Origin of the sequence: Paraburkholderia ultramafica (assembly GCF_902859915.1) — a bacterium.
GTDB classification, from domain to species: domain Bacteria; phylum Pseudomonadota; class Gammaproteobacteria; order Burkholderiales; family Burkholderiaceae; genus Paraburkholderia; species Paraburkholderia ultramafica.
Window position 1 is genome coordinate 1 of the sequence record NZ_CADIKK010000061.1, and the last position, 18,952, is coordinate 18,952.

Consider the following 18,952-nt stretch of genomic DNA (forward strand, 5'->3'; position numbering starts at 1 on the left):
ATTGGCAGACAAGACCGTCGTGGCTCGAGCTCGCAAGCTCGCCGCCGGGTTGCGTCAATACCTGGAGAACAACGCCGAATCGTTACCGGACTATGGCCGACGATATCGCGCCGGCGAACGCGTTTCGACCGCGTTCGTGGAGTCGGCCGTCAATCAGATCATCGACAAGCGCATGTCGAAGTCACAGCAAATGCGCTGGTCGCCGCAGAGCGCCCACCTGATGCTCCAGGTGCGCATCCGCGTCATCGACGATCGGCTTCGCCAGGACTTCGAACGGTGGTACCCCGGCTTCGCTGCCAACAACGCAACTCTCCGAATCAGCGCGTGACCCCACCAAAATGAACGCTCTCGTCAAGAAGTCTCACCGTTATCGTCAAGCACTATGATGTGCAGTGCGCATGAGCAGGCCACAGGCATTCAGAAGAATTAAGCAAAAACGACTCCGAATTTCAAGACTTTTATGAATGTTCGGTTTAGCCTTCGCTTGATCGTGACACTCCGGTCCTGGCTATGAACGAATCGAAACCAACGCACACCACCATTACCGGTGCCACCCACAGTCTCGGCGAACGTTTCCCGACACGTCCCGCTGAAGTGGGACGTTTGCCGATACGTCGCGCACTCCCGAACCGACACAAGAAGACGGTAGGTGCATGGTGCTTCCTCGACCACGCTGGCCCGGTCCGAGGGTCGGCTGAAGCAGGCATGCATGTAGGCCCCCACCCGCACATCGGACTTCAGACACTGACCTGGATGATCGATGGTTCGGTCCTGCATCGCGACAGCTTAGGCTACGAGCAGGTCGTTTTGCCTGGCCAAGTGAACCTCATGACGGCCGGCCGCGGAATTACTCACGCAGAAGACACTGTGAGCGATGGTTCTTTCCACGCTGTCCAGTTATGGATCGCACTGCCCGACGCCGAGCGCAATCGTCTGCCATCGTTCCAGAACTACGCCAACCTGCCGATCCGTCGCGACGGTGGCTTTGAGATCACCGTATTGGCGGGCACGGCATGGGATCTCACGTCACCAGCAGAAGTCCATTCGCCGCTTGTTGGCCTGGACTTCGCTTCCGTCGACGTTGCCGAGCTCGACATGCCACTCGACCCGAAATTCGAGCATGCAATCCTCGTGGTCAGCGGCGAACTTACCATTGAGGCGGAATCGCTCGAACCTGATGTATTACTGCATATCGGCACCGGTCGCGACAAGCTCAAGCTGCAAACGACCGCTGCCTGCAGGTTCATCATAGTGGGGGGTGTACCGTTCGACGAGGAAATCCTGATTTGGTGGAATTTCGTAGCGCGCACCGAAAAGGAAATGGTAGATGCTGTCATAGCGTGGAACGAGCACCGCCGCTTCGAAGATGTCCCCAGCGTCTCGTCCCCGCGCCTACAAGCGCCCACTCTTCCTCCAACTTGGAGGTGATCAAACTCTGCGTTGCTCGCAACGCAGAGACGAGAGGCGAGGATTGATGGACCGCATGCTGCCGGCCGATATCCCGGCTGACCGCGTGATCGCAGACGGTGCCTACTACAGCATCGAGCGAGCCGAAGCGCTGTCGCGCTAAGGCGTGCTCCCCGCTATTCCACCGCCCTCTCACGCGGTGGAGCATGGCGAAGAAAAGACTCAGTGGCACGACAAGGTCGCTGGCTACATCAGGAAAAAAGACGTTTATGCGTTCCACAAGAGATATGGCTACGGGCAGCGCTCGCTGGTCGAAGCGCAGATCTCCCGGATCAAGCGGTGCATCGGCTCGATCTTGCTGACACGAAAAATCGGGTCGCAGGAACGCGAGGACGTGATCATCGCGATCATCCTTAACCGGTGGAACTCGTTTGGCAGGCCCGTTTCCTTCAGAAATGGATAGTTGCGTCCGTAGTATGGAAGCTCGGCCCCCTCCCCGAACAAAGTCGGTGCCGTGCACTTCCAGTTCGCACGCTGGGTAACGAGCGCGCCGAAAGACGTCGAGCACGTCGCCCGCTGCGCGAATGTCATGGCCGGTTACACGATGGCCGTCGAGTTTCGCAATAAATCCTGGTTCGAAGAAAAGCACGCAGCGTACACGCTCGCCTTCGAACGCGAGCGTGGGCTTGTAAGCGTCGTGGTCGACGAACCACAGGGCTCGGGCAACAGCATTTCCTCGGCGTAGGAAGTGATCAATGATCAACTCACCCTTGTTCGGCTTCACGGACGTAATCATGAGACATGGAACATCAAGGATGCCAGCGCCGCCAGCGATCGCTTCAATTACGACTACTACGACGCGGAGCTCGCGGAACAGATCAACGGGATCGCCGCGTTGGTGGCGCGCACACATGTCAAAGCCATTCTGAAATGTCCGCTTGCCAGCGAAGTTCAAATGTCCGGGTTTAAGGGGGCCAGGATTTGTCTTTCATGGGTTGCCGATCACGCAGTGTCGAAGGATCCGTTGTGAATGGGCAGGGCGCTTACGCCTGTTCCACTTTAAGCGTCACACGGGATCAATGCGCGTGTGACGTATCCGCAACCCGCGCCGGTTTGGGCGCGAGCCAGACCGCCAGAGCCGCGAATACGAAGCAGCATCCGACAATCATGAAGAGCTGATTGGTCGCGAGCATCACGGCTTGCGACCGGACGATGTCGGTAATCCGCTCGTGCGCCTGATCCGCGCTCCATCCGGAATTCGTCAGCGTGGTCGCATAGTGGCCGGCATGATCGACAAGTCCCGACAGTTCCGCGCGGTTGTATTTGGTCTTGTCCTCCCACGCGGAAGTGGCCACTGACGTGGCAATCGCCCCGCCGAAAGTCCGGCAGAAATTCATCGGGCCCGCGGCCGAAGCCGTTTCGGGTTCTTCGACACTGCTCAACGCGAGGCCGGTCAGCGGCACAAAGAAGAACGGCAAGCCGATACCTTGCAGCAGTTGCGGCACTGCCACCTGCCAGAACGTCATGTCGGTGTCCGCGTGCGTGCGGACCAGCGTGATCGTACCGAGCCACATCACGCCGGCGAACACCAGCCAGCGTCCGTCGAACTTCGACGACAGCTTGGCCGCAAGCGGCGCCGAAACGACAGCGAGCACGCCCGTCATCGCTGTTGCATAGCCAGCCCACGTGGCCGTGTAACCCATATAGTGAGCTTGCCCCCCCGAAAAACGAATCCCTTGCTGAGCGGGTGCGCCGGCAGTACTCCACAATCAACAAAAAATAGAGGGCTAGATTGTCCATGAACTCGACTAAGAACCGCTCAATATCGGCGGTGTTATCTGGTGAGTCAGTCGACGTGCTCGATGTTTCGTCCGGTGCGGATGCACCGGACGCTCTGCTGCCGTTATTCGTCTTAAGTCAGCTTGGACAAACGAGTAATGGTAGAGGCGGCGCATCCCTAAGGACAGCGCCGGCACCATCAATCAGAACGCGCTAGCGACCATCATCTTCGCATTGCTAGCGTCGTAGAACTGATCCTCATTTTTGATGAACGGCGGGATTGTCTTGCCTGCAGCGTAGTCTGCAAGCACCGAGAACGCCTTTGGCCCGAAGAAGGGGCTGCACCCGCAAATCGCGCCGATCTTGCCTTCGATAATTTGCTGTACCGCATCCCGCTCGCCGTCGACTGAGACGACGAGTACATCCTTCCCCGGCTTCTTTCCCGCAGCTTCCAGGGCGGCAAGCGCTCCCAACGCCATTTCGTCAGCGTGCGTATAAATAACGTTCGCGTCCGGATGCGCCTGAATCAGCGTCTCCGCTACCTGCCGCCCCTTGTCTCGCGAAAAATCGCCTGACTGGGACGCAACAATGGTAAAGCCACCCGCGGCGCGAATGGCTTCATCGAAGCCTTTCTTGCGGTCGTTCGCAGGGGATGAGCCGACCGTCCCTTCGATCTCGATGATCCTGGTCTTGCCGTTCGCGTTCTTGATCAGCCACTGCGCGACGCGGTGCCCCTCTTCTACGAAATCGGAGCCGATAAAGGTCACATAATCGCGCCCCGGCTTGGCCATATTGTGATTGACGTCCCGATCGATCAGGAAGACAGGGATACCGGCATCACGAGCGGAGATGATGACGGGCACTAACGCCTTATCCTCGCGCGGTGGCAGGAAAATCGCGTCAACCCCTTGAGCAATCATCGAATTAACGTCAGACGCCTGTTTGGCCGACGAACCACCCGCGTCGGTGAACACCAGCTTGTGTCCGCGCCTGGTCGCTTCATCCTGCATCGACTTGGTCTCAGCCAGACGCCAGGGATTGTTGCTCTCTGACTGGGCAAAGCCAACTTTGTAGCTCGCTTTCTTTGCCAGCGGCGGCAGCGCTGCTAGAGCGGGCTTGCCAATCAGGACGGCACCGGCAAGGACGGCGGAATGAAAGACGAAATCTCGACGGCTGGTCATGACAGACTCCTCAGTTGTCTCCGTGCCCGAGGTGTGGGCACAAATTTGTTTGCACAATCGATGCAGCACCATCGAAACACATTGCACAATCGATTGTCAACATAGGGATTCACCTGCGGCGCGATTTCTAGAATCGGTTCGGATCATGGGCCGAGCACGTGATGGGCGCGGCCTTAAAAACACTTAACCTAGTTCACTGAACGGCTCGCCATAGGTCGTGCGCGGCGGGATCAATTCCGGCTCGACCTGAATCAGGATGGAATCCTGTGTGCCCGCATCGACAAGTTTGAAGGCGGATGCGATGAGCTCGTTCGAGTTTTGCCGCATCATGTGGACCGGAAATTGCAAAAAAGATGCAAACGGGTCGTAGTCGTAACACCCTATGACACTGTCGGCGAACGATTCGGGGGGAAGATTGAGTAGGTGACTGACAACGCCTTCGAATGGCCTGATCGAATTGACGAACAGCCCTGCAGGCAGTCCCCCGAGACGCTCGCACAAAATCGCAATTTCACGAGAAGCGCCCCCGGGCGAATAACCGCTGGGAATGATCTGACATTCTTCGAAAGGTATTCCGGCTGCTTCGAGTGTTTCCCCGAAAGCCCGCATGCGTTGCGCCGACGCGTAGTCGGTGGGCAATCCGCCTATGAAGTATGGCCGGCTTCGCGCGCAGTCCATATCGCGAGGCATCCCGGCAAGGATGCGCTCCGTTAAAGTCCGCGCGCCGTGATAGTTGTTGCTCACGACGGAGGGCGCGTCCTTGCCCGGAAGGTCAACATACAAGTGTGACAACTTCGCCGCCCGGCAGAGTTCACCGAGCGCGTCCGGATTCGTCGCGCCGGCGATGAACAGGTAGTCAACCGCATACGAAATCAACGTCTCAACGATACGGACTTCTTCCGCAGGGTCACGTAACGTCGACGCTATCACTGGACACCACCCACGCTGCCGCGCCTCCGCTTCGAATGCCTGGCTTAACGACGAGAAGAAACGATTGTCGTGAAAAGGCAGGATCAGACCAATCAGGCCGGAGCGGGCACTGCGGAGCCCACGCGCCTGAAGATTTGGGGTATAGCCATTTTCAGCGGCGATCTTGCGGATCTTCGCTGCGGTCGCCTCGCCAATACGGCGCTTGCGCCAGTTCTCACTCAGCGCCGCGCTAACCGTCGACGCGGACGCACCGCTGATGCGGGCGATGTCGTGGATCGTGATTTTTGGTTTGCCAGCGGTGCCCATCTAACGCCTGCCTCCGTTCGAAAAAATAGCACTTGACGACAGCGAGAGTTCTCTGGTTTGATTGCTACATCGATTGTGCAGCACCTTGTTGTACCGATTGTCTCGCTTTTGTTGATAAATTTGGTTCATGTTGGTCCGCGAGCGCCATTTTGTCCAGTTATTTGCACAATCGATTGTACAGGCGAGATTACCACTGCGTTTCCCTACCGCAATCGCGTGAAACTCTTGATGCGCGCGCCCCAGCCGCGCCGACCACAATTTTTCGGAGACTAGAATGACCAACCTCTACGCCGCCGCCCTTGATGAACTTCAGACCACTTTTGACCGGTTGAAGGATGCTGACGTTGATAACGCGCTGGAAATGACCGCCGCCGCCCGCCGCATTGTGGTTTTCGGCGGCGGCCGCGAGAAGCTTCAGATCATGGGCTTCGCTATGCGCCTGTACCACATGGGGCTGTCCGTCGCAGTGGAAGGCGACATGACCACGCCTCCCGTTGGCAAGGGCGACCTTTTCATCGTGACGGTCGGGCCAGGCGAGATTTCCACCGCGCTCGCCCTGCTCGGTGTCGCGAAGGCGGCCGGGGCCAGCATTCTCGTCATCACCGCCCAACCGTCCGGCCGCGCTGCGCAGTTCGCCGACAAGGTGCTTCATCTGCCGGCTCAAACGATGGCGGATGACCAAGGCGAGAAGCGTACCTCCGTGCTGCCAATGGGTTCGCTCTATGAAGGCGCGTTGTTCGTGCTCTTCGAGGTCATGATCCTGAAGCTGATTGACCGCCTCAAGATCAGTCCGGAAACGATGCGCGCAAATCACACCAATCTCGAATGAACGCCTGAAGGCCGCGAGCGGTGGCGCAACTAGCTGCTTCTCGTGTTGTTGAATGTGAGCATCACCTTATCGGGTGACTTGTCGAAGCCCGCGCTAAAAGAAAAAGAAACGGCTCAAGCCGCGTGACGGAGGTACGTCCAACAATAGTTATGGAGACGAACATGCTAGTTGAGTTGAATTCGGCACCCTTGCTTGACATGCAGGGTATCGGCAAGCGCTTTGGCAAGGTCCCCGCTCTGTCCGACGCTTCGCTGACGATAGGTGCCGGCGAAGTGCATGCCCTGGTCGGGCAAAACGGTGCCGGGAAGTCGACGCTGATCAAGGTGCTGACCGGCTATTACGATCGCGATGTTGGCGATGTGCTGTTCGAGGGCAAGCCGTTCACTGGGTCATCACCGCACGAGGCGCAGCGCCTTGGTATCAGCACCATCTACCAGGAAATCAACCTTGTCCCGCTGCGGTCCGTGACGGAGAACATCTGTCTGGGCCGCAATTTCAAACGAGTCGGGTTGGTCGACTGGCGTGCCATGCACAAGGAGGCGCGACGTCTCCTCGCACGCTTCAATATCGACTTTGACGTGCGGCGACCGCTTGGTGAATTCAGCACCGCGACCCAGCAGATGGTTGCGATTGCGCGAGCCATCGGTTTCTCCGCGCGCCTCGTGATTATGGACGAGCCGACATCCTCGCTGGACGAGCGCGAGGTCGAGATTCTTCTCGATGTGATCCGCCAGCTCAAGGCCGATGGCGTCTCAATCGTCTACGTGAGCCACAAGCTCGACGAGCTATACGCGATATGTGACCGGGTCACCATCATGCGGGACGGCCGAACGGTGCGTAGTTGCGCCATGAGCGAAATCAGCAAGCTGGAGCTTGTTTCTTCGATGCTCGGCCGGGACGTAGCAAAAACCGAGGGCCACACAACTGCATTCGACCGGGAACAGTCAGCCCCTGGCGAGGTTTTGCTCGAGGCCGATCACCTGAGCACACGACATGCCGTGCGCGACGTGAGTTTCAATGTACGACGCGGCGAAATCGTCGGCTTTGCGGGCCTGCTCGGTGCAGGGAGAACAGAAACTGCACGGCTCATATTTGGTGTCGACCGGTTCAAGGCGGGCGAAATGAAGATGGACAGCCAGTCCTATCGGCCAACACGCACCGCTGATGCCGTCGCGGCCGGCATGGGATTTTGCAGCGAGGATCGGAAGACGGAAGGCATCGTACCGGAAATGAGCGTCGCCGAGAACATGACACTGGCAATGCTTCCGCGCATCAGCCGTAATGGTGTCGTCGACGAAAAGAAGCAGCGCGAAATCGTCAATCGCTACATCAAGGGCCTGAATATCAAGTGCTCCGGGCCGGATCAGCGCATCCGCGAGCTTTCCGGTGGTAACCAGCAGAAGGTTCTGCTTGCCCGCTGGCTTGCGATGAACCCGAAGCTTCTCATTCTGGACGAGCCTACCCGCGGAATCGACGTGGGCGCGAAGGCCGAGATTCAGCGGTTGATCAGATCACTGGCCGTCGAAGGCCTGGCGGTCGTCATGATTTCGTCTGAGCTTGAGGAAGTCGCTGAAGGTGCTGATCGTATCTTTGTACTACGCGACGGTATTGCGGTAGCCGAACTCGACGGCGACCTGGTGACAGAGGACCAGATAGTCACGCTGATGGCACACGGCCATGAGCAAACGGAGGCGGTAGCATGATAGAGAAAGCACGTCCCCAGCCGAAGATGGGATATACGCGGCTTCAAGGCATGGACCTCATGGGTTTCTTTTCGCGTTACGGAACCCTTGTCGCCCTGGCATTGTTGATTGTCTTCAATCTCGCGCACACGCCCAACTTTGCAACGATGCAAACGTTGAACATCAACCTCACGCAGGTAGCCACTATCGTCATTGTCGCAGTCGGAATGACATTGGTCATCGCAACAGGAGGCGTCGATCTGAGCGTAGGTTCCCAGATGGCGATTGCAGGCGCCCTGGCCCCGATCATCTTCACGGGCAAGCTTGTCGCGATGAGCAACATCTACGTCGCGGTTGCTGTCGCCATGGGCGCATCGATTCTCGTGACGGGCCTCCTCGGTGTGTTTAACGGCTACCTCGTTGCGCGCTTCCGCATTCAACCAATCGTGGCGACACTCGTCCTGTTTATCGCTGGACGCGGGATTGCGCAGGTCCTTACCAACGGTAACCTCCAAACGTTCACTGTGCCCCAGTTTTCCTGGATCGGCCTCGGCAGACCATTGGGCATTCCGACACAGGTGATCATCATGGCGGTCATGGTGGTACTCGCCGCCTGGGTCCTGCGGAAAACCGTGTTTGGCCGTCACATCCTGGCGGTGGGTGGCAATGAGACTGCGGCGCTGCTCGCCGGACTGCCCGTCGCGCGTGTGAAGCTTGCCGTCTACACGATCTCGGGACTTTGCGCAGGGCTCGCCGGGCTGGTCGTAATCGGTATCAATTCTTCGAGTGATGCGAATCTGGTCGGTCTCGGAATGGAACTGGATGCGATCGCCGCGGTGGCAGTCGGTGGAACACTGATGAGCGGCGGCAAGGCAACCATAGTCGGCACCCTGCTTGGAGCACTCACCATCCAGCTCGTCCGTTATACGCTGCTCTCGAATGGCGTGCCGGATGCAGCGGCACTCGTGGTTAAGGCCGGCATCATCGCAGTAGCTGTATGGCTGCAACGGCAGCAAAGGAGTCACTAATGAAACGCATCGCACTTATCCGCATGGTCGGCACCTACGGCGTGGTCATCGCGCTCGCCGTTCTGGTTCTCTTTGGCGCGTTGCGTTATGACCGGTTCCTGTCGGTCTTCAACGTCATGTCTGTTCTGCGATACAACGCAATGTTTGCGCTCGTGTCACTGGGTATGTGCTTTGTGATCATGACAGGCGGTATCGACCTCTCTGTCGGCACGGTGGCGGCACTGGGCAGTGTTGCGGCAGCCCTGGCAAGCCCTCACGGATTCCTGCCGGCACTCGGTGCTGGCATCGGCGTCGGCGTCGCTGCGGGCCTGATCAATGCCATCCTTATCACGCGCGCAGGTCTACTGCCATTCATCGCCACCCTCTGCACGATGCTCGCAGCAAGCGGAACCGCACTATTGCTGGCACATAACACCACGGTGCCCGTCGACTACGACAGCGGTATCACCGTAATCGGCCAGGGCAGTTGGGGCAAGGTACCGATACCCGCAATCATCGCGGGCGTGGCCTATCTTGCAGGGATTGTCGTCCTCAACTACACGGCAACCGGTCGCACTGTTCTTGCAGTCGGCGGCGGTGAAGACGCGACGCGTCTGATGGGGCTGCGCGCAGACCGGGCGAAATTCATTGTGTATGTTGTCAGCGGCGCATTGGCCGGGCTTGCAGGCGTCATCCTTGCCGCACAGTTTGGAGCCGGGCAGCCAACTGAGGGTGTGGGCTGGGAACTCTTTGCCATTGCTTCCGTCGTGGTTGGCGGCACGCTGCTCACGGGCGGCTCGGGATCTATCCTTTCGACGCTCGCTGGGGTTCTGCTCCTTGGCATTCTCTTCAACGTACTCAACTTCGAGAATGGGATGGGCGTGTTCTCGCTCTCCGCCTACTGGCAAAACGTCGTGCGCGGCCTATTCCTGCTGGTTGTGGTGCTCGTGCAGGCGAGGCTTGCCGGGCGACGCAACGCCGTTCAAGCCGCGTGAGCGACTGCGGTGGACAAAATGCGTCGTCCACGGTGGCGTGTCGAGGCCACCGGATTTGCCCACCCGGCTTGACGAAGCATAACAGCGGCTACCCAGCGCGACCGGCCGCCAAGATCTCAAGATCTCAGATATCTTGGCGGGTCAAAACAATACCGTGACGTGTCCGGTCTCAGGGTCCAAGTCGACAGTCCACGACCGCATCGGATGGCTCGTCGCATTTAACTACGCGACAGGCCCACTCCGAAACGCTGCTGCAGCGGCGAACACTCGTGATGGCCCTCCAGGAGTTTTTTCAGTCGCTTCTCCGCCTCGAGAAACGTGCGCGTCGACGACGCGGCAAGCTCCTCGTCGTACATGCGCAATATCGGCTCGATTGCCGCGACGTCCTTGGGATCGATTCGCCACACGCCAGTCTGTTCGGCCAGCTGAACGGTCCTGTCGAGCGCTTCCTCCGCGTTTATAAAAACGCCCGGGTTCGCGCAGCCAACATTCACTTCCTGCATACAAAACGTCAGGTATAAGACTCTCGTGAGCTCATTGATCAGATCGCGATTGCCTTCCGTCCTTTGACTACCCTCAAGGGCGAGATGACCCACCAGCGATAGCTTGCGTATGCACTCGTCGGGCATCGGCAACAGGAACATCTTTGGCAACCTCGGAGAGTGCACGACCGAGCGTCTGTTCTTGCGTGACTTCGATTGAGGCATAATCGGCAATAAAATCCCGTTCTCGCTCCCCACCCTCATGAGCTGGGGCGATTGCAGCTTTACATCCCGGCCTTCAGCACGCCGGGGTTAGCTCTCTTCCTCGATCCAGCAGGTCCCTTCGCGGGCCAGCAGCGCACTGGCTGCGGCAGGGCCCCAAGTGCCGGCGGCGTAGGACTTTGGCATTGCGTTGGCGTGAGAACGTTCATCCAGGATCGGTGCGACCCACCGCCATGCTGCCTCCTGCTCGTCGCGCCGCACGAAGAGCGCGAGTCGGCCGGCGATGACATCGAGCAGCAAGCGCTGATACGCTTCCATACGGTCCTGCTGAAAAAACTGGTCAAACGCAAGATCGAGGTAGACCCCGCGCAGATTCATACCCATGCCCGGAACCTTGCCGAGCGTATTAAGCCGGACTGATTCGTTCGGCTGGAGCCGGATCGTCAGCCGATTCGAGCCGGAACGCAGCGGCATTGGACCGAGCGCCGAGTGCGGCACCGGCCGGAAGTTCACAACGATCTCTGCAACGCGGCCGGCAAGGCGCTTGCCCGTACGCAGGAAGAACGGCACACCGGCCCAGCGCCAGTTCTCGATTTCGGCCTTCAAGGCAACGAAGGTCTCGGTGGCACTCTCCCGGGCGACGCCCGGCTCGCCCAGATATCCCGGGACGGAGAGACCGTTGCTCACGCCTGCGCGATACTGGCCGCGAACGACGTTCTGACGGATCTCGTCTGCCTGCAACGGCTTGAGCGCGCGCAGCACACGCAGCTTTTCGTCGCGCACGGCGTTGGCATCCATCGAGTGAGGCGGCTTCATCGCGACGATCGCAAGCAGTTGCAGCAAATGGTTCTGCACCATGTCACGCAACGCGCCCGTCTGATCGTAAAAGTTGCCTCGGCGCTCGACGCCGAGTTCCTCGGCCACTGTAATCTGGATGCTCTCGACCCACTCGCGTCGCCACAGCGGCTCGAACAGTGCATTGCCGAACCGCAGCGCGAACAGGTTCTGGACGGCCTCCTTGCCGAGATAGTGACCGATCCGACAGATCTGATTCTCGGCGAAGATCCTACCCACCGCATCGTTGATCGCGTTCGATGAATGCAGATCGTGACCTAGCGGCTTCTCCAACACGATACGCGCACCATCGGTGAGCCCGGCTGCTGCAAGACCTTCGCAGATCGGGACAAAAAGTGACGGGCCGGTCGCGAGGTAGAAGATGCGCTGGCCGTGCAGCATGCCGGCCACCTCGCGTAACGAAGCAAACGCGTCGGGCCGGCCGGCATCGAGCTCGACGTAAGCGATCCGTGCAAGAAAGCCCGTCCATGCGGCGTCATCTAGCACCGGCGGCGAGACATGTGGTTTCACATGCTCTTCAACCCAGCGAAGGTAGCCGTCGAGATCGAGCGATGTGTGGGCGACCGATACGATACGGCCACCCTCTGCTAGCGCCGCATAAAGCGCAGGCAGAATCTTGCGCATCGCCAGATCACCTGTTCCGCCGACGAGTACGAATGTGAAGTCGTTCGCATCGGGCTGGCTTTTCGGACGTGTCGTCATGATCACACTCGGGTCGTCTTGCGCCACGCCCTGAAACGGTTGATGAGCTGGTTCGTGGAGCCGTCATGCGATTCGATAGGACCGGACAAAGCGAACTCCTTCTCAATTACGACCGCGAGCTTTTTGCCGAGCTCGACGCCCCACTGGTCGAACGAGTTGATGCGCCACACACAGCCCTGCACAAACACCTTGTGCTCGTAAAGCGCGATCAGAGCGCCGAGCGATGCCGGATTGAGTGTGTCCACGCAAATCGTATTCGTCGGCCTGTTGCCTTCGAAATTGCGATGCGGTTCGTCGACCGAGCGCGAGCCGTTCATCAGCGCCTCAGACTGCGCAAAACAGTTCGCAACGAGGATGTCGTGGTGCTCGTTGAGCGTGTGATGTGGCTGCATACAGACGATGAAGTCAGCCGGGATCACCGCAGTACCCTGATGCAGCAACTGGAAGAAAGCGTGCTGGCCGTTGGTGCCGGGCTCGCCCCAGATCACCGAACCGGTCATATAGTCGACGCGCGCGTGGTCGAGCGTCACCGATTTGCCGTTACTTTCCATGTCGAGCTGCTGGAGGTAGGCCGGTAGCCGGTGCAGATAATTGTCGTACGGCGCGATAAGCTGACTCGTCGTGCCGAGAAAGTTCTGATGCCAGATTCCAATCATCGCAAGTAGAACCGGCAGGTTGCGCTCGAGCGGCGCGTCGGCGAAATGGCGGTCCATAGCATCGGCGCCGTCAAGCAGTTGCTCGAACGCATCCATCCCGGCCATCAGCGCGATCGGCAGTCCGATCGCCGACCACAGCGAGTATCGGCCGCCGACCCAGTCCCAGAATTCGAACATGTTGTCCGTGTCAATTCCGAATGCCGATACCGCTTCAGTGTTCGTCGACACTGCAACAAAGTGCCTGGCGACTGCCTCTTCTGGCGCACCGCTGGCCAGCAGCCAGGCGCGCGCGGTGTGCGCGTTCGTGAGCGTCTCACGCGTCGTGAATGTCTTCGAAGACACGATAAACAGAGTCGTCTCAGGGTCGGCGTGCTTCAATGCTTCAACGATATCCGCGCCGTCCACGTTCGACACGAAATGCATCGTCAGACGCTCGTGCCCATATGGCCTAAGCGCCTCGCAGACCATCTTCGGCCCAAGATCAGACCCGCCGATGCCTATGTTGACGATGTCAGTGATTTCGCGGCCCGTGTAGCCGGTCCACGCGCCCGAGCGGACGCTTCCGGAAAAGCGGCGCATCCGGGAAAGCACGGCCGCAATTTGCGGCGACACATCGACACCGTCCACCATGCGCGGTGCACCCGAGCGATCGCGCAGCGCGACGTGCAGCACCGCACGGTTCTCGGTGCGGTTGATCCGCTCGCCCGCGAACATGGCATCGCGGTGAGCATCAACCCCTGCCTCGCGGGCGAGCGCGACGAGCCGCGTAATCGTGTCGTCAACAATCGGGTTCTTCGAGTAGTCGACGAAGAGCCCGGCAGCATCGAGCGAGAAGCGGGAGGCGCGATCGGTGTCTCGCTCGAACAGCTCGCGGATCGGGGTGCCAGCCAGCGCTTCACGATGGTCGGCGAGAGCACGCCAGGAAGGAGATTGAGTGAGCAATGACATAGATTTTCAGCGTTAGCCTACCGGTTTGGTTCGTCTGGAAGACGCTCTGGAGATCACTGCATCAACGCAAGCCGTCGATCAGTCGATCAAGTGCAACAGCATCCCTTGCAAAACCCCGAATGCCTTCGGCAAGCTTCTCGGTTGCCATTGCATCCTCGTTGAGGAGATAGCGAAACTGCGCTTCCGAGTATTCGCCCTGTTTGGCTTGTTCGATACAGCCTCCCGCACCGTCCAGCATCCGCGCGACCGGCTCCGACGACGACTTCAGCGCGGCAAGCAACTCCGGGCTGATCGTCAGCAGGTCGCAGCCCGCCAGCGCAAGGATCTGCCCAGTATTGCGGAAGCTCGCGCCCATCACTTCGGTTTGAATGCCGAAGCGCTTGTAATACCGGTATATCGTCGCAACCGATCGCACACCCGGGTCATTCCTTCCGGCGTTGGCCGCTTCATCCCAATTTCCCTTTGCGCTCGCCTTGTACCAGTCGTAAATGCGACCCACGAACGGAGAAATCAGACGGACGCCAGCGTGAGCACACACGACCGCCTGGCAGAACGCGAACAGAAGCGTGATGTTGCAATGGATGCCGTCGCGCTCGAGGAGCCGGGCAGCCTGGATGCCCTCCCATGTCGCGGCGATCTTGATCAGTACCCGCTTGCGATCAACGCCTGCTGCTTCATACGACGCAATGATCCGGTGAGCCCGCTCGACTCGCTTGTGTGTCGAAGCTGAGCCGCGCATCGATTTCCGTCGACACGCGTCCCGGTACGATTCCTAGAATTTCCAGCCCGAACCGGACCAGCACCGCATCGATCACCTCGGCATGTGGTCGCCCTTTGTTCTGGTTGACGACCTCTGCCAGCAACGGAGCGTACGTCGAATCCTTGACTGCCTTGAGAATCAGCGAAGGGTTGGTCGTTGCGTCCCGGGGGGTGAACTGATTCAGTTCAAGGAAGTTGCCAGTATCGGCAACGACCGTGGTGTACTGCTTAAGTTGGTCGAGTTGATTCATGACAGGAAGGACTTATACGAATACTGTGGTCAGGAAGTAAGCGACTGCGCCGCCGGGAAGAGGCTCCGGAACTTGCGATATCGCTGCTGTAGTGCTTCAGTGCGCGCGGGCTGCGGAATGAACTTACGTTTAACTGGGAGTGTGGTCTTCAGCCGTGCCGGGTCCCAGCCGCAGGCAGCGAAACCCAGTTTCGCGGCCCCGATACAGGCTCCAAGTTCGCTCCCGACCAGCGTGTGCAACTCTCGGCCCAGTACGTCGGAAAGCAGCTGCGCCCAGTAGTCGCTTCGCGCCCCGCCGCCGACAAGCGCGCAACTCCCGACTGCCACGCCCGAAGACTCGACGGCCGCAGCCGCGTCCCGCAAGGCGAATGCGACACCCTCAAGGACGGCGTAACCGAGCAAGGCGGGCGACGTGTCAACGCCCAGATTCATGAATCCGCCACGAACCAGGGGGTCGTTGTGCGGCGTGCGTTCGCCTGCCAGGTAAGGCAGAAACAGGGGGGCGTCTGGCGGCGGAATCTCGTTGGCGGGTATAGCCCCTGATATGAGATCGAGCAGGGACTGTTCTGAAGGAATGGACAGGATTCTTGTCGCCCATCGCAGACAGCTCGCACCCGACAGGATGGCGCCCATCGCATACCATTCATTACGCAACGTGTGGGCGAAGCGATGAATTCCTCCGCTGATTTTGGCAGTGGGATCGTCAGTCAACGCGACGATGGCAGCGCTAGTGCCCAGTGTGACAAATGCGTCACCCGCCGAGCATGCACCAATACCGACGGCTGAGGCCGGATTGTCCCCTGCGCCACCCGCGACCACGACCGAAGTACGAAGCCCGAACTGCTCGGCAGTCTGCTTCGTGACATAGCCAGACGGGCTCGTTCCGTCAACGATCTCCGGCAACTGTCGCAGGGTGAGACCCGTCGCATTGACAATGGGCTCATACCAGGCGCGTCGGGGAACGTCCAGCCAGAGGGTGCCGGCCGCGTCAGACGTGTCGGTGACGCGCAAGCCGGTGAGGCGCAGCCTAAGAAAGTCCTTGGGCGACATGACGCAATCGATTCTTGCAAACGTGCCAGGCTCATTTTCCTTGAGCCACAAGACCTTCGGCGCAGTGAATCCCGCCATGGGCACGCTTCCGAGCAGATCGACGGCCGACGCGAATCGCTCAGCCAGCTCGGCTGCCTGCACCGTCGCGCGGGAGTCGTTCCAGATAATGGCGGGCCGTACCGGCTCGTCGTTGACGTCAAGAGCAACGACGCCGTGCATCTGTCCCGACAATCCAATGCAGTCCACCTGTGACCAGGCATCGGGAAATCGGCCGCGCAAGTCACCAAGCGCAGCAAGACATGCGCTCCACCACTCTTCAGGGTTCTGCTCCGACCAGCCGGCTTTCGGATAGTAGCTTTTCACAGGTGAAGAAGCTGTCCCATGCACCGAACCGTCCTTGCCTAAAAGAGCCGCTTTCAGGTCCGTCGTGCCCAGATCGATGCCGAGTGATATGCGGGTACTCGTTAGAGTTGCCATAAAGATTACCGTTGGAAACAGTGACAGGCCCGCGTCATAAACAAGCACGCAGCGACGAAGAAACTCCCGCGAAAACAGATTGGAGGACCTGCTAACTCCTCGCGCACGATGCACGATCAACAATGCGCGAGTCCTGGCGAACACTGGACCGTGCTGCCTTTCTCGCCTTGGCGCAACACCTGACACAGGCGCAGCTCGTGGATAGCCAGATAAAACTAGCTTGGCGCGCCGGTTTGCTCGCACGGCACCCAATCAGGTGATGACGTTAGTACTACTACGTTAGCATGGAGGATGTGTGTCCGTCTGTCGTTACGATAGTAGGCGTGTAGTCAGCCCTGAGACCGGGGCGACGGGAAGCGGTTGCAGCGGACCCACCTTCTTGCGTGGGTTACGTCAGCCTCCCAGCACGTGGCGGGAAAAGGCCAGCGCTCCGCGAGCGTCCTCGTCCATTTTTGCCTCGTCCGCTCCTTCGCTAAGGTCGCGCCACACCTTGATGTCAGATCCGATCGTGCCGCCCGTCTTTACAAACGGTTCCATCACGACCGCCCCCGCATATTTAATATCGCGGAGCGCCAGACCAACCTCATGCCATGGAATCCGGCCCTTCCCCGGCACGCGGCGATTGTTTTCCCCAGTGTGGAAGTGACCAAGCAAGGGGCCCGCAGTGCGGATTTCTTTGTTGTGACGCGCATGTCTGTCTCCTAACGTTTCTGTTCAGCCATTGGTTAGCCGCAGCCACTAAGCGGCGCCGTTGCTAAATCCATTTAGCAATTCGGTAACCAGAATGCTGAATCTATTTAGCAACCGGGTCAACTCCGTGGAAACCCTGATTTGGCTTTCCGTCCCGAAAGGTCTAACGTCTGCGGTACGAAAACGAATGTGCGACTGAAGTGAAGGAAATGGCTGCCACCGACCCCAGACGCAAATCCACGATTTGCGACATCGCGAAGGCAACTGGTTCTTCGACGTCCACCGTTAGCATGGTGTTGAACGGAACCTGGACGCGGTATCGCATCAAGGAGGAAACCGCCAATCGCATCCTCGAAACCGCGCGAGATCTCGGCTACAACGTGAACATGCGAGCCCGTGGATTACGCCTTTCACGCTCCGGACTCGCGGGCATGATCCTTCCCCACTATCGAAACCGATTTTTTGCCGGCCTTGCCGAGACGTTTGAGGAGCAGGCCAGAAGTCGGGGCCTCTGCCCCATTGTCGTCAGTACTCAACGAGACCCCTCGGTGGAATTGAGCGTCACCCAGACGCTTCTGTCGCAGCACGTAGAGTTGCTCTTCATTGCCGGCGTGCACAACCCGACGCCGCTAAACAACCTCTGTTCGGAAGCGGGTGTATCGTCTATTAACCTCGACCTGCCCGGTGAGGGGGCGCCGTCGGTTGTCTCAGACAATCGAGGTGGCGCACGGGTGCTCACCGACGTTTTGATCGAGAAGATCAAGGCCCGCGGCGACCGGCCAGAAGAACTGGTGTTTGTCGGCGGGATCGCCAATGAATACGCGACCGAAATGCGTATTGCCGGTTACCGCGATGCTTTCGAGGCCCGGTATCTGAAGCCTGAGGTCCAGTCACTCGAAATCTGCGGGTACAGTACCTCGGCTGCCCGGAAAGCGCTTGCGCGTCAATATGAGACGCGCGGACGGCTGCCGGTTGGGTTGCTGATCAATTCAATTACTGCGTTTGAAGGACTGGTCGAGTTTGCGTCGGGGTTGCCACGAGACGCGTTGAAGTCGTCTGTGGTAGGGTGCTTTGACTGGGATCCATTTGCAGCACGATTGCCGTTTGACGTAACGATGTTGCATCAGCACGTGCAGGCCATTATTTCGGAAGCGTTCTCCCTGGTCGATACCAGTGACGCGGGCGCGCACCCTTGCATCCTCGTTCCTACGCGCTTCAGCGAGATGTCCGACGACGATGTGCAAACCACCAAGGAGGAGCACGACGGATGATCGCCGTCCGTCTTCGCCGAAACATTGCGCGTGAAGCAGTTTGCAGGTCGACCGTGCCGGAGGTCGTGGGCGTTCCCGTCATCTACAATCTCGCCGGTCTGCGCACGTTGCTCCCGGCGGAGTGTGCAGGATGAACCCTTCACATGGTTCCAGCACCGATGGGTAACAACCTAAGCCTTCAGATCTTGTGGGACGATGGCGAGCGCGTCTTCTGTCGAGGCCAGCGCCAGGGCGGCGACAGCGTCCTGATTGTGCGAACCGCCGCCGAACAACCGCCACCTTCCCTCCTCGATCGTCTCGCCCATGAATTCGGACTGAAGGACGAACTCAATGGCGCGTGGGTGGTGCGGCCGGTGGAGCTGGTGCGCGAAGACGGCCGGACCCTGCTGGTGCTCGAGGATCCGGGCGGTGAGCCGCTCGCGCGGCTGCTCGGCGCGCCCATGGAGCTGGACAGCGTCTTGCGCCTCGCCGCCG

Annotated in this window: 17 protein-coding genes and 3 pseudogenes; 11 read left to right on the plus strand and 9 right to left on the minus strand. The window is 59.3% G+C overall.

Features of this window, described 5'->3' with window-relative positions:
- The 5 genes and pseudogenes from HV744_RS34255 to HV744_RS34275 form a co-directional block, all read left to right on the plus strand.
- Positions 1-328, plus strand: a pseudogene (locus HV744_RS34255) (ISKra4 family transposase); the annotation flags it as partial.
- Between the two features lie 182 nt (positions 329-510).
- On the plus strand, positions 511-1,428 hold the full coding sequence (locus HV744_RS34260) for a pirin family protein (protein WP_175153721.1): 918 nt from the start codon (positions 511-513) through the stop codon (positions 1,426-1,428).
- Positions 1,429-1,573: 145 nt separating this feature from the next.
- Positions 1,574-1,870: a hypothetical protein gene (locus HV744_RS34265; protein WP_246279342.1), complete on the plus strand. Its 297-nt coding sequence runs from the start codon at positions 1,574-1,576 to the stop codon at positions 1,868-1,870.
- Positions 1,871-1,918: 48 nt separating this feature from the next.
- Positions 1,919-2,152, plus strand: a pseudogene (locus HV744_RS34270) (DUF72 domain-containing protein); the annotation flags it as partial.
- A gap of 3 nt (positions 2,153-2,155) precedes the next feature.
- On the plus strand, positions 2,156-2,437 hold the full coding sequence (locus tag HV744_RS34275) for a hypothetical protein (protein ID WP_175153723.1): 282 nt from the start codon (positions 2,156-2,158) through the stop codon (positions 2,435-2,437).
- A 46-nt stretch (positions 2,438-2,483) separates the two neighbouring features.
- Here the strand turns inward: HV744_RS34275 and HV744_RS34280 are convergent, their stop codons facing one another.
- The 3 genes from HV744_RS34280 to HV744_RS34290 all read right to left on the minus strand — a co-directional run bounded on the left by HV744_RS34280 (position 2,484) and on the right by HV744_RS34290 (position 5,603).
- A complete protein-coding gene (locus HV744_RS34280; RefSeq protein WP_246279343.1) occupies positions 2,484-3,110 on the minus strand; it encodes an MFS transporter in 627 nt (208 codons plus the stop codon).
- A gap of 279 nt (positions 3,111-3,389) precedes the next feature.
- On the minus strand, positions 3,390-4,367 hold the full coding sequence (locus HV744_RS34285; RefSeq protein ID WP_175153724.1) for an ABC transporter substrate-binding protein: 978 nt from the start codon (positions 4,365-4,367) through the stop codon (positions 3,390-3,392).
- Positions 4,368-4,550: 183 nt separating this feature from the next.
- Positions 4,551-5,603, minus strand: coding sequence for a LacI family DNA-binding transcriptional regulator (locus HV744_RS34290; RefSeq protein WP_175153725.1), 1,053 nt, complete (start codon positions 5,601-5,603; stop codon positions 4,551-4,553).
- 274 nt (positions 5,604-5,877) lie between these two features.
- On the opposite strand from HV744_RS34290, the gene HV744_RS34295 reads away from it, so the two are divergent.
- From HV744_RS34295 to HV744_RS34310, 4 genes are all read left to right on the plus strand, one after another.
- Positions 5,878-6,432, plus strand: coding sequence for an SIS domain-containing protein (locus tag HV744_RS34295; protein WP_175153726.1), 555 nt, complete (start codon positions 5,878-5,880; stop codon positions 6,430-6,432).
- A 161-nt stretch (positions 6,433-6,593) separates the two neighbouring features.
- The gene (locus HV744_RS34300; protein ID WP_175153727.1) at positions 6,594-8,135 is read left to right on the plus strand and encodes a sugar ABC transporter ATP-binding protein; all 1,542 of its coding nucleotides are present in this window, start codon (positions 6,594-6,596) and stop codon (positions 8,133-8,135) included.
- Between the two features lie 50 nt (positions 8,136-8,185).
- On the plus strand, positions 8,186-9,142 hold the full coding sequence (locus tag HV744_RS34305; RefSeq protein WP_425497898.1) for an ABC transporter permease: 957 nt from the start codon (positions 8,186-8,188) through the stop codon (positions 9,140-9,142).
- Positions 9,142-10,116, plus strand: coding sequence for an ABC transporter permease (locus HV744_RS34310; RefSeq protein ID WP_175153728.1), 975 nt, complete (start codon positions 9,142-9,144; stop codon positions 10,114-10,116). Before HV744_RS34305 ends, HV744_RS34310 begins: the two co-directional genes overlap by 1 nt.
- Positions 10,117-10,334: 218 nt before the next feature.
- Here the strand turns inward: HV744_RS34310 and HV744_RS34315 are convergent, their stop codons facing one another.
- The 6 genes and pseudogenes from HV744_RS34315 to HV744_RS34340 form a co-directional block, all read right to left on the minus strand.
- Positions 10,335-10,760, minus strand: coding sequence for a hypothetical protein (locus tag HV744_RS34315; protein ID WP_175153729.1), 426 nt, complete (start codon positions 10,758-10,760; stop codon positions 10,335-10,337).
- Positions 10,761-10,910: 150 nt separating this feature from the next.
- Positions 10,911-12,377, minus strand: a complete 1,467-nt coding sequence (gene zwf / locus HV744_RS34320; RefSeq protein WP_175153730.1) for a glucose-6-phosphate dehydrogenase — start codon at positions 12,375-12,377, stop codon at positions 10,911-10,913.
- A gap of 2 nt (positions 12,378-12,379) precedes the next feature.
- A complete protein-coding gene (gene pgi, locus HV744_RS34325) occupies positions 12,380-13,981 on the minus strand; it encodes a glucose-6-phosphate isomerase (protein WP_175153731.1) in 1,602 nt (533 codons plus the stop codon).
- Between the two features lie 61 nt (positions 13,982-14,042).
- Positions 14,043-14,991: pseudogene (gene tal, locus HV744_RS34330) on the minus strand (transaldolase).
- A 29-nt stretch (positions 14,992-15,020) separates the two neighbouring features.
- Positions 15,021-16,631, minus strand: coding sequence for a xylulokinase (gene xylB / locus HV744_RS34335; protein WP_246279344.1), 1,611 nt, complete (start codon positions 16,629-16,631; stop codon positions 15,021-15,023).
- Positions 16,632-16,910: 279 nt separating this feature from the next.
- On the minus strand, positions 16,911-17,171 hold the full coding sequence (locus HV744_RS34340) for a hypothetical protein (protein WP_217469194.1): 261 nt from the start codon (positions 17,169-17,171) through the stop codon (positions 16,911-16,913).
- A gap of 245 nt (positions 17,172-17,416) precedes the next feature.
- Here HV744_RS34340 and HV744_RS34345 point away from each other — a divergent pair, with 245 nt between their 5' ends.
- Complete coding sequence (locus HV744_RS34345; RefSeq protein WP_175153732.1) at positions 17,417-18,478, plus strand: LacI family DNA-binding transcriptional regulator; 1,062 nt, start codon at positions 17,417-17,419, stop codon at positions 18,476-18,478.
- A 158-nt stretch (positions 18,479-18,636) separates the two neighbouring features.
- A partial coding sequence (locus HV744_RS34350) for a hypothetical protein (RefSeq protein ID WP_217469195.1) occupies positions 18,637-18,952 on the plus strand: 316 nt, incomplete at its 3' end.

Excerpts from the sequence above, each read along its gene's own strand:
- HV744_RS34315 (WP_175153729.1), bottom strand. The coding sequence starts at position 10,760 with ATGTTCCTGTTGCCGATGCCCGACGAGTGCATACGCAAGCTATCGCTG.
- HV744_RS34285 (WP_175153724.1), bottom strand. The coding sequence starts at position 4,367 with ATGACCAGCCGTCGAGATTTCGTCTTTCATTCCGCCGTCCTTGCCGGT.
- pgi (WP_175153731.1), bottom strand. The coding sequence starts at position 13,981 with ATGTCATTGCTCACTCAATCTCCTTCCTGGCGTGCTCTCGCCGACCAT.
- HV744_RS34280 (WP_246279343.1), bottom strand. The coding sequence starts at position 3,110 with ATGGGTTACACGGCCACGTGGGCTGGCTATGCAACAGCGATGACGGGC.
- HV744_RS34345 (WP_175153732.1), top strand. The coding sequence starts at position 17,417 with ATGGCTGCCACCGACCCCAGACGCAAATCCACGATTTGCGACATCGCG.
- HV744_RS34295 (WP_175153726.1), top strand. The coding sequence starts at position 5,878 with ATGACCAACCTCTACGCCGCCGCCCTTGATGAACTTCAGACCACTTTT.
- HV744_RS34260 (WP_175153721.1), top strand. The coding sequence starts at position 511 with ATGAACGAATCGAAACCAACGCACACCACCATTACCGGTGCCACCCAC.
- HV744_RS34290 (WP_175153725.1), bottom strand. The coding sequence starts at position 5,603 with ATGGGCACCGCTGGCAAACCAAAAATCACGATCCACGACATCGCCCGC.
- HV744_RS34310 (WP_175153728.1), top strand. The coding sequence starts at position 9,142 with ATGAAACGCATCGCACTTATCCGCATGGTCGGCACCTACGGCGTGGTC.
- HV744_RS34300 (WP_175153727.1), top strand. The coding sequence starts at position 6,594 with ATGCTAGTTGAGTTGAATTCGGCACCCTTGCTTGACATGCAGGGTATC.
- HV744_RS34305 (WP_425497898.1), top strand. The coding sequence starts at position 8,186 with ATGGACCTCATGGGTTTCTTTTCGCGTTACGGAACCCTTGTCGCCCTG.
- zwf (WP_175153730.1), bottom strand. The coding sequence starts at position 12,377 with ATGACGACACGTCCGAAAAGCCAGCCCGATGCGAACGACTTCACATTC.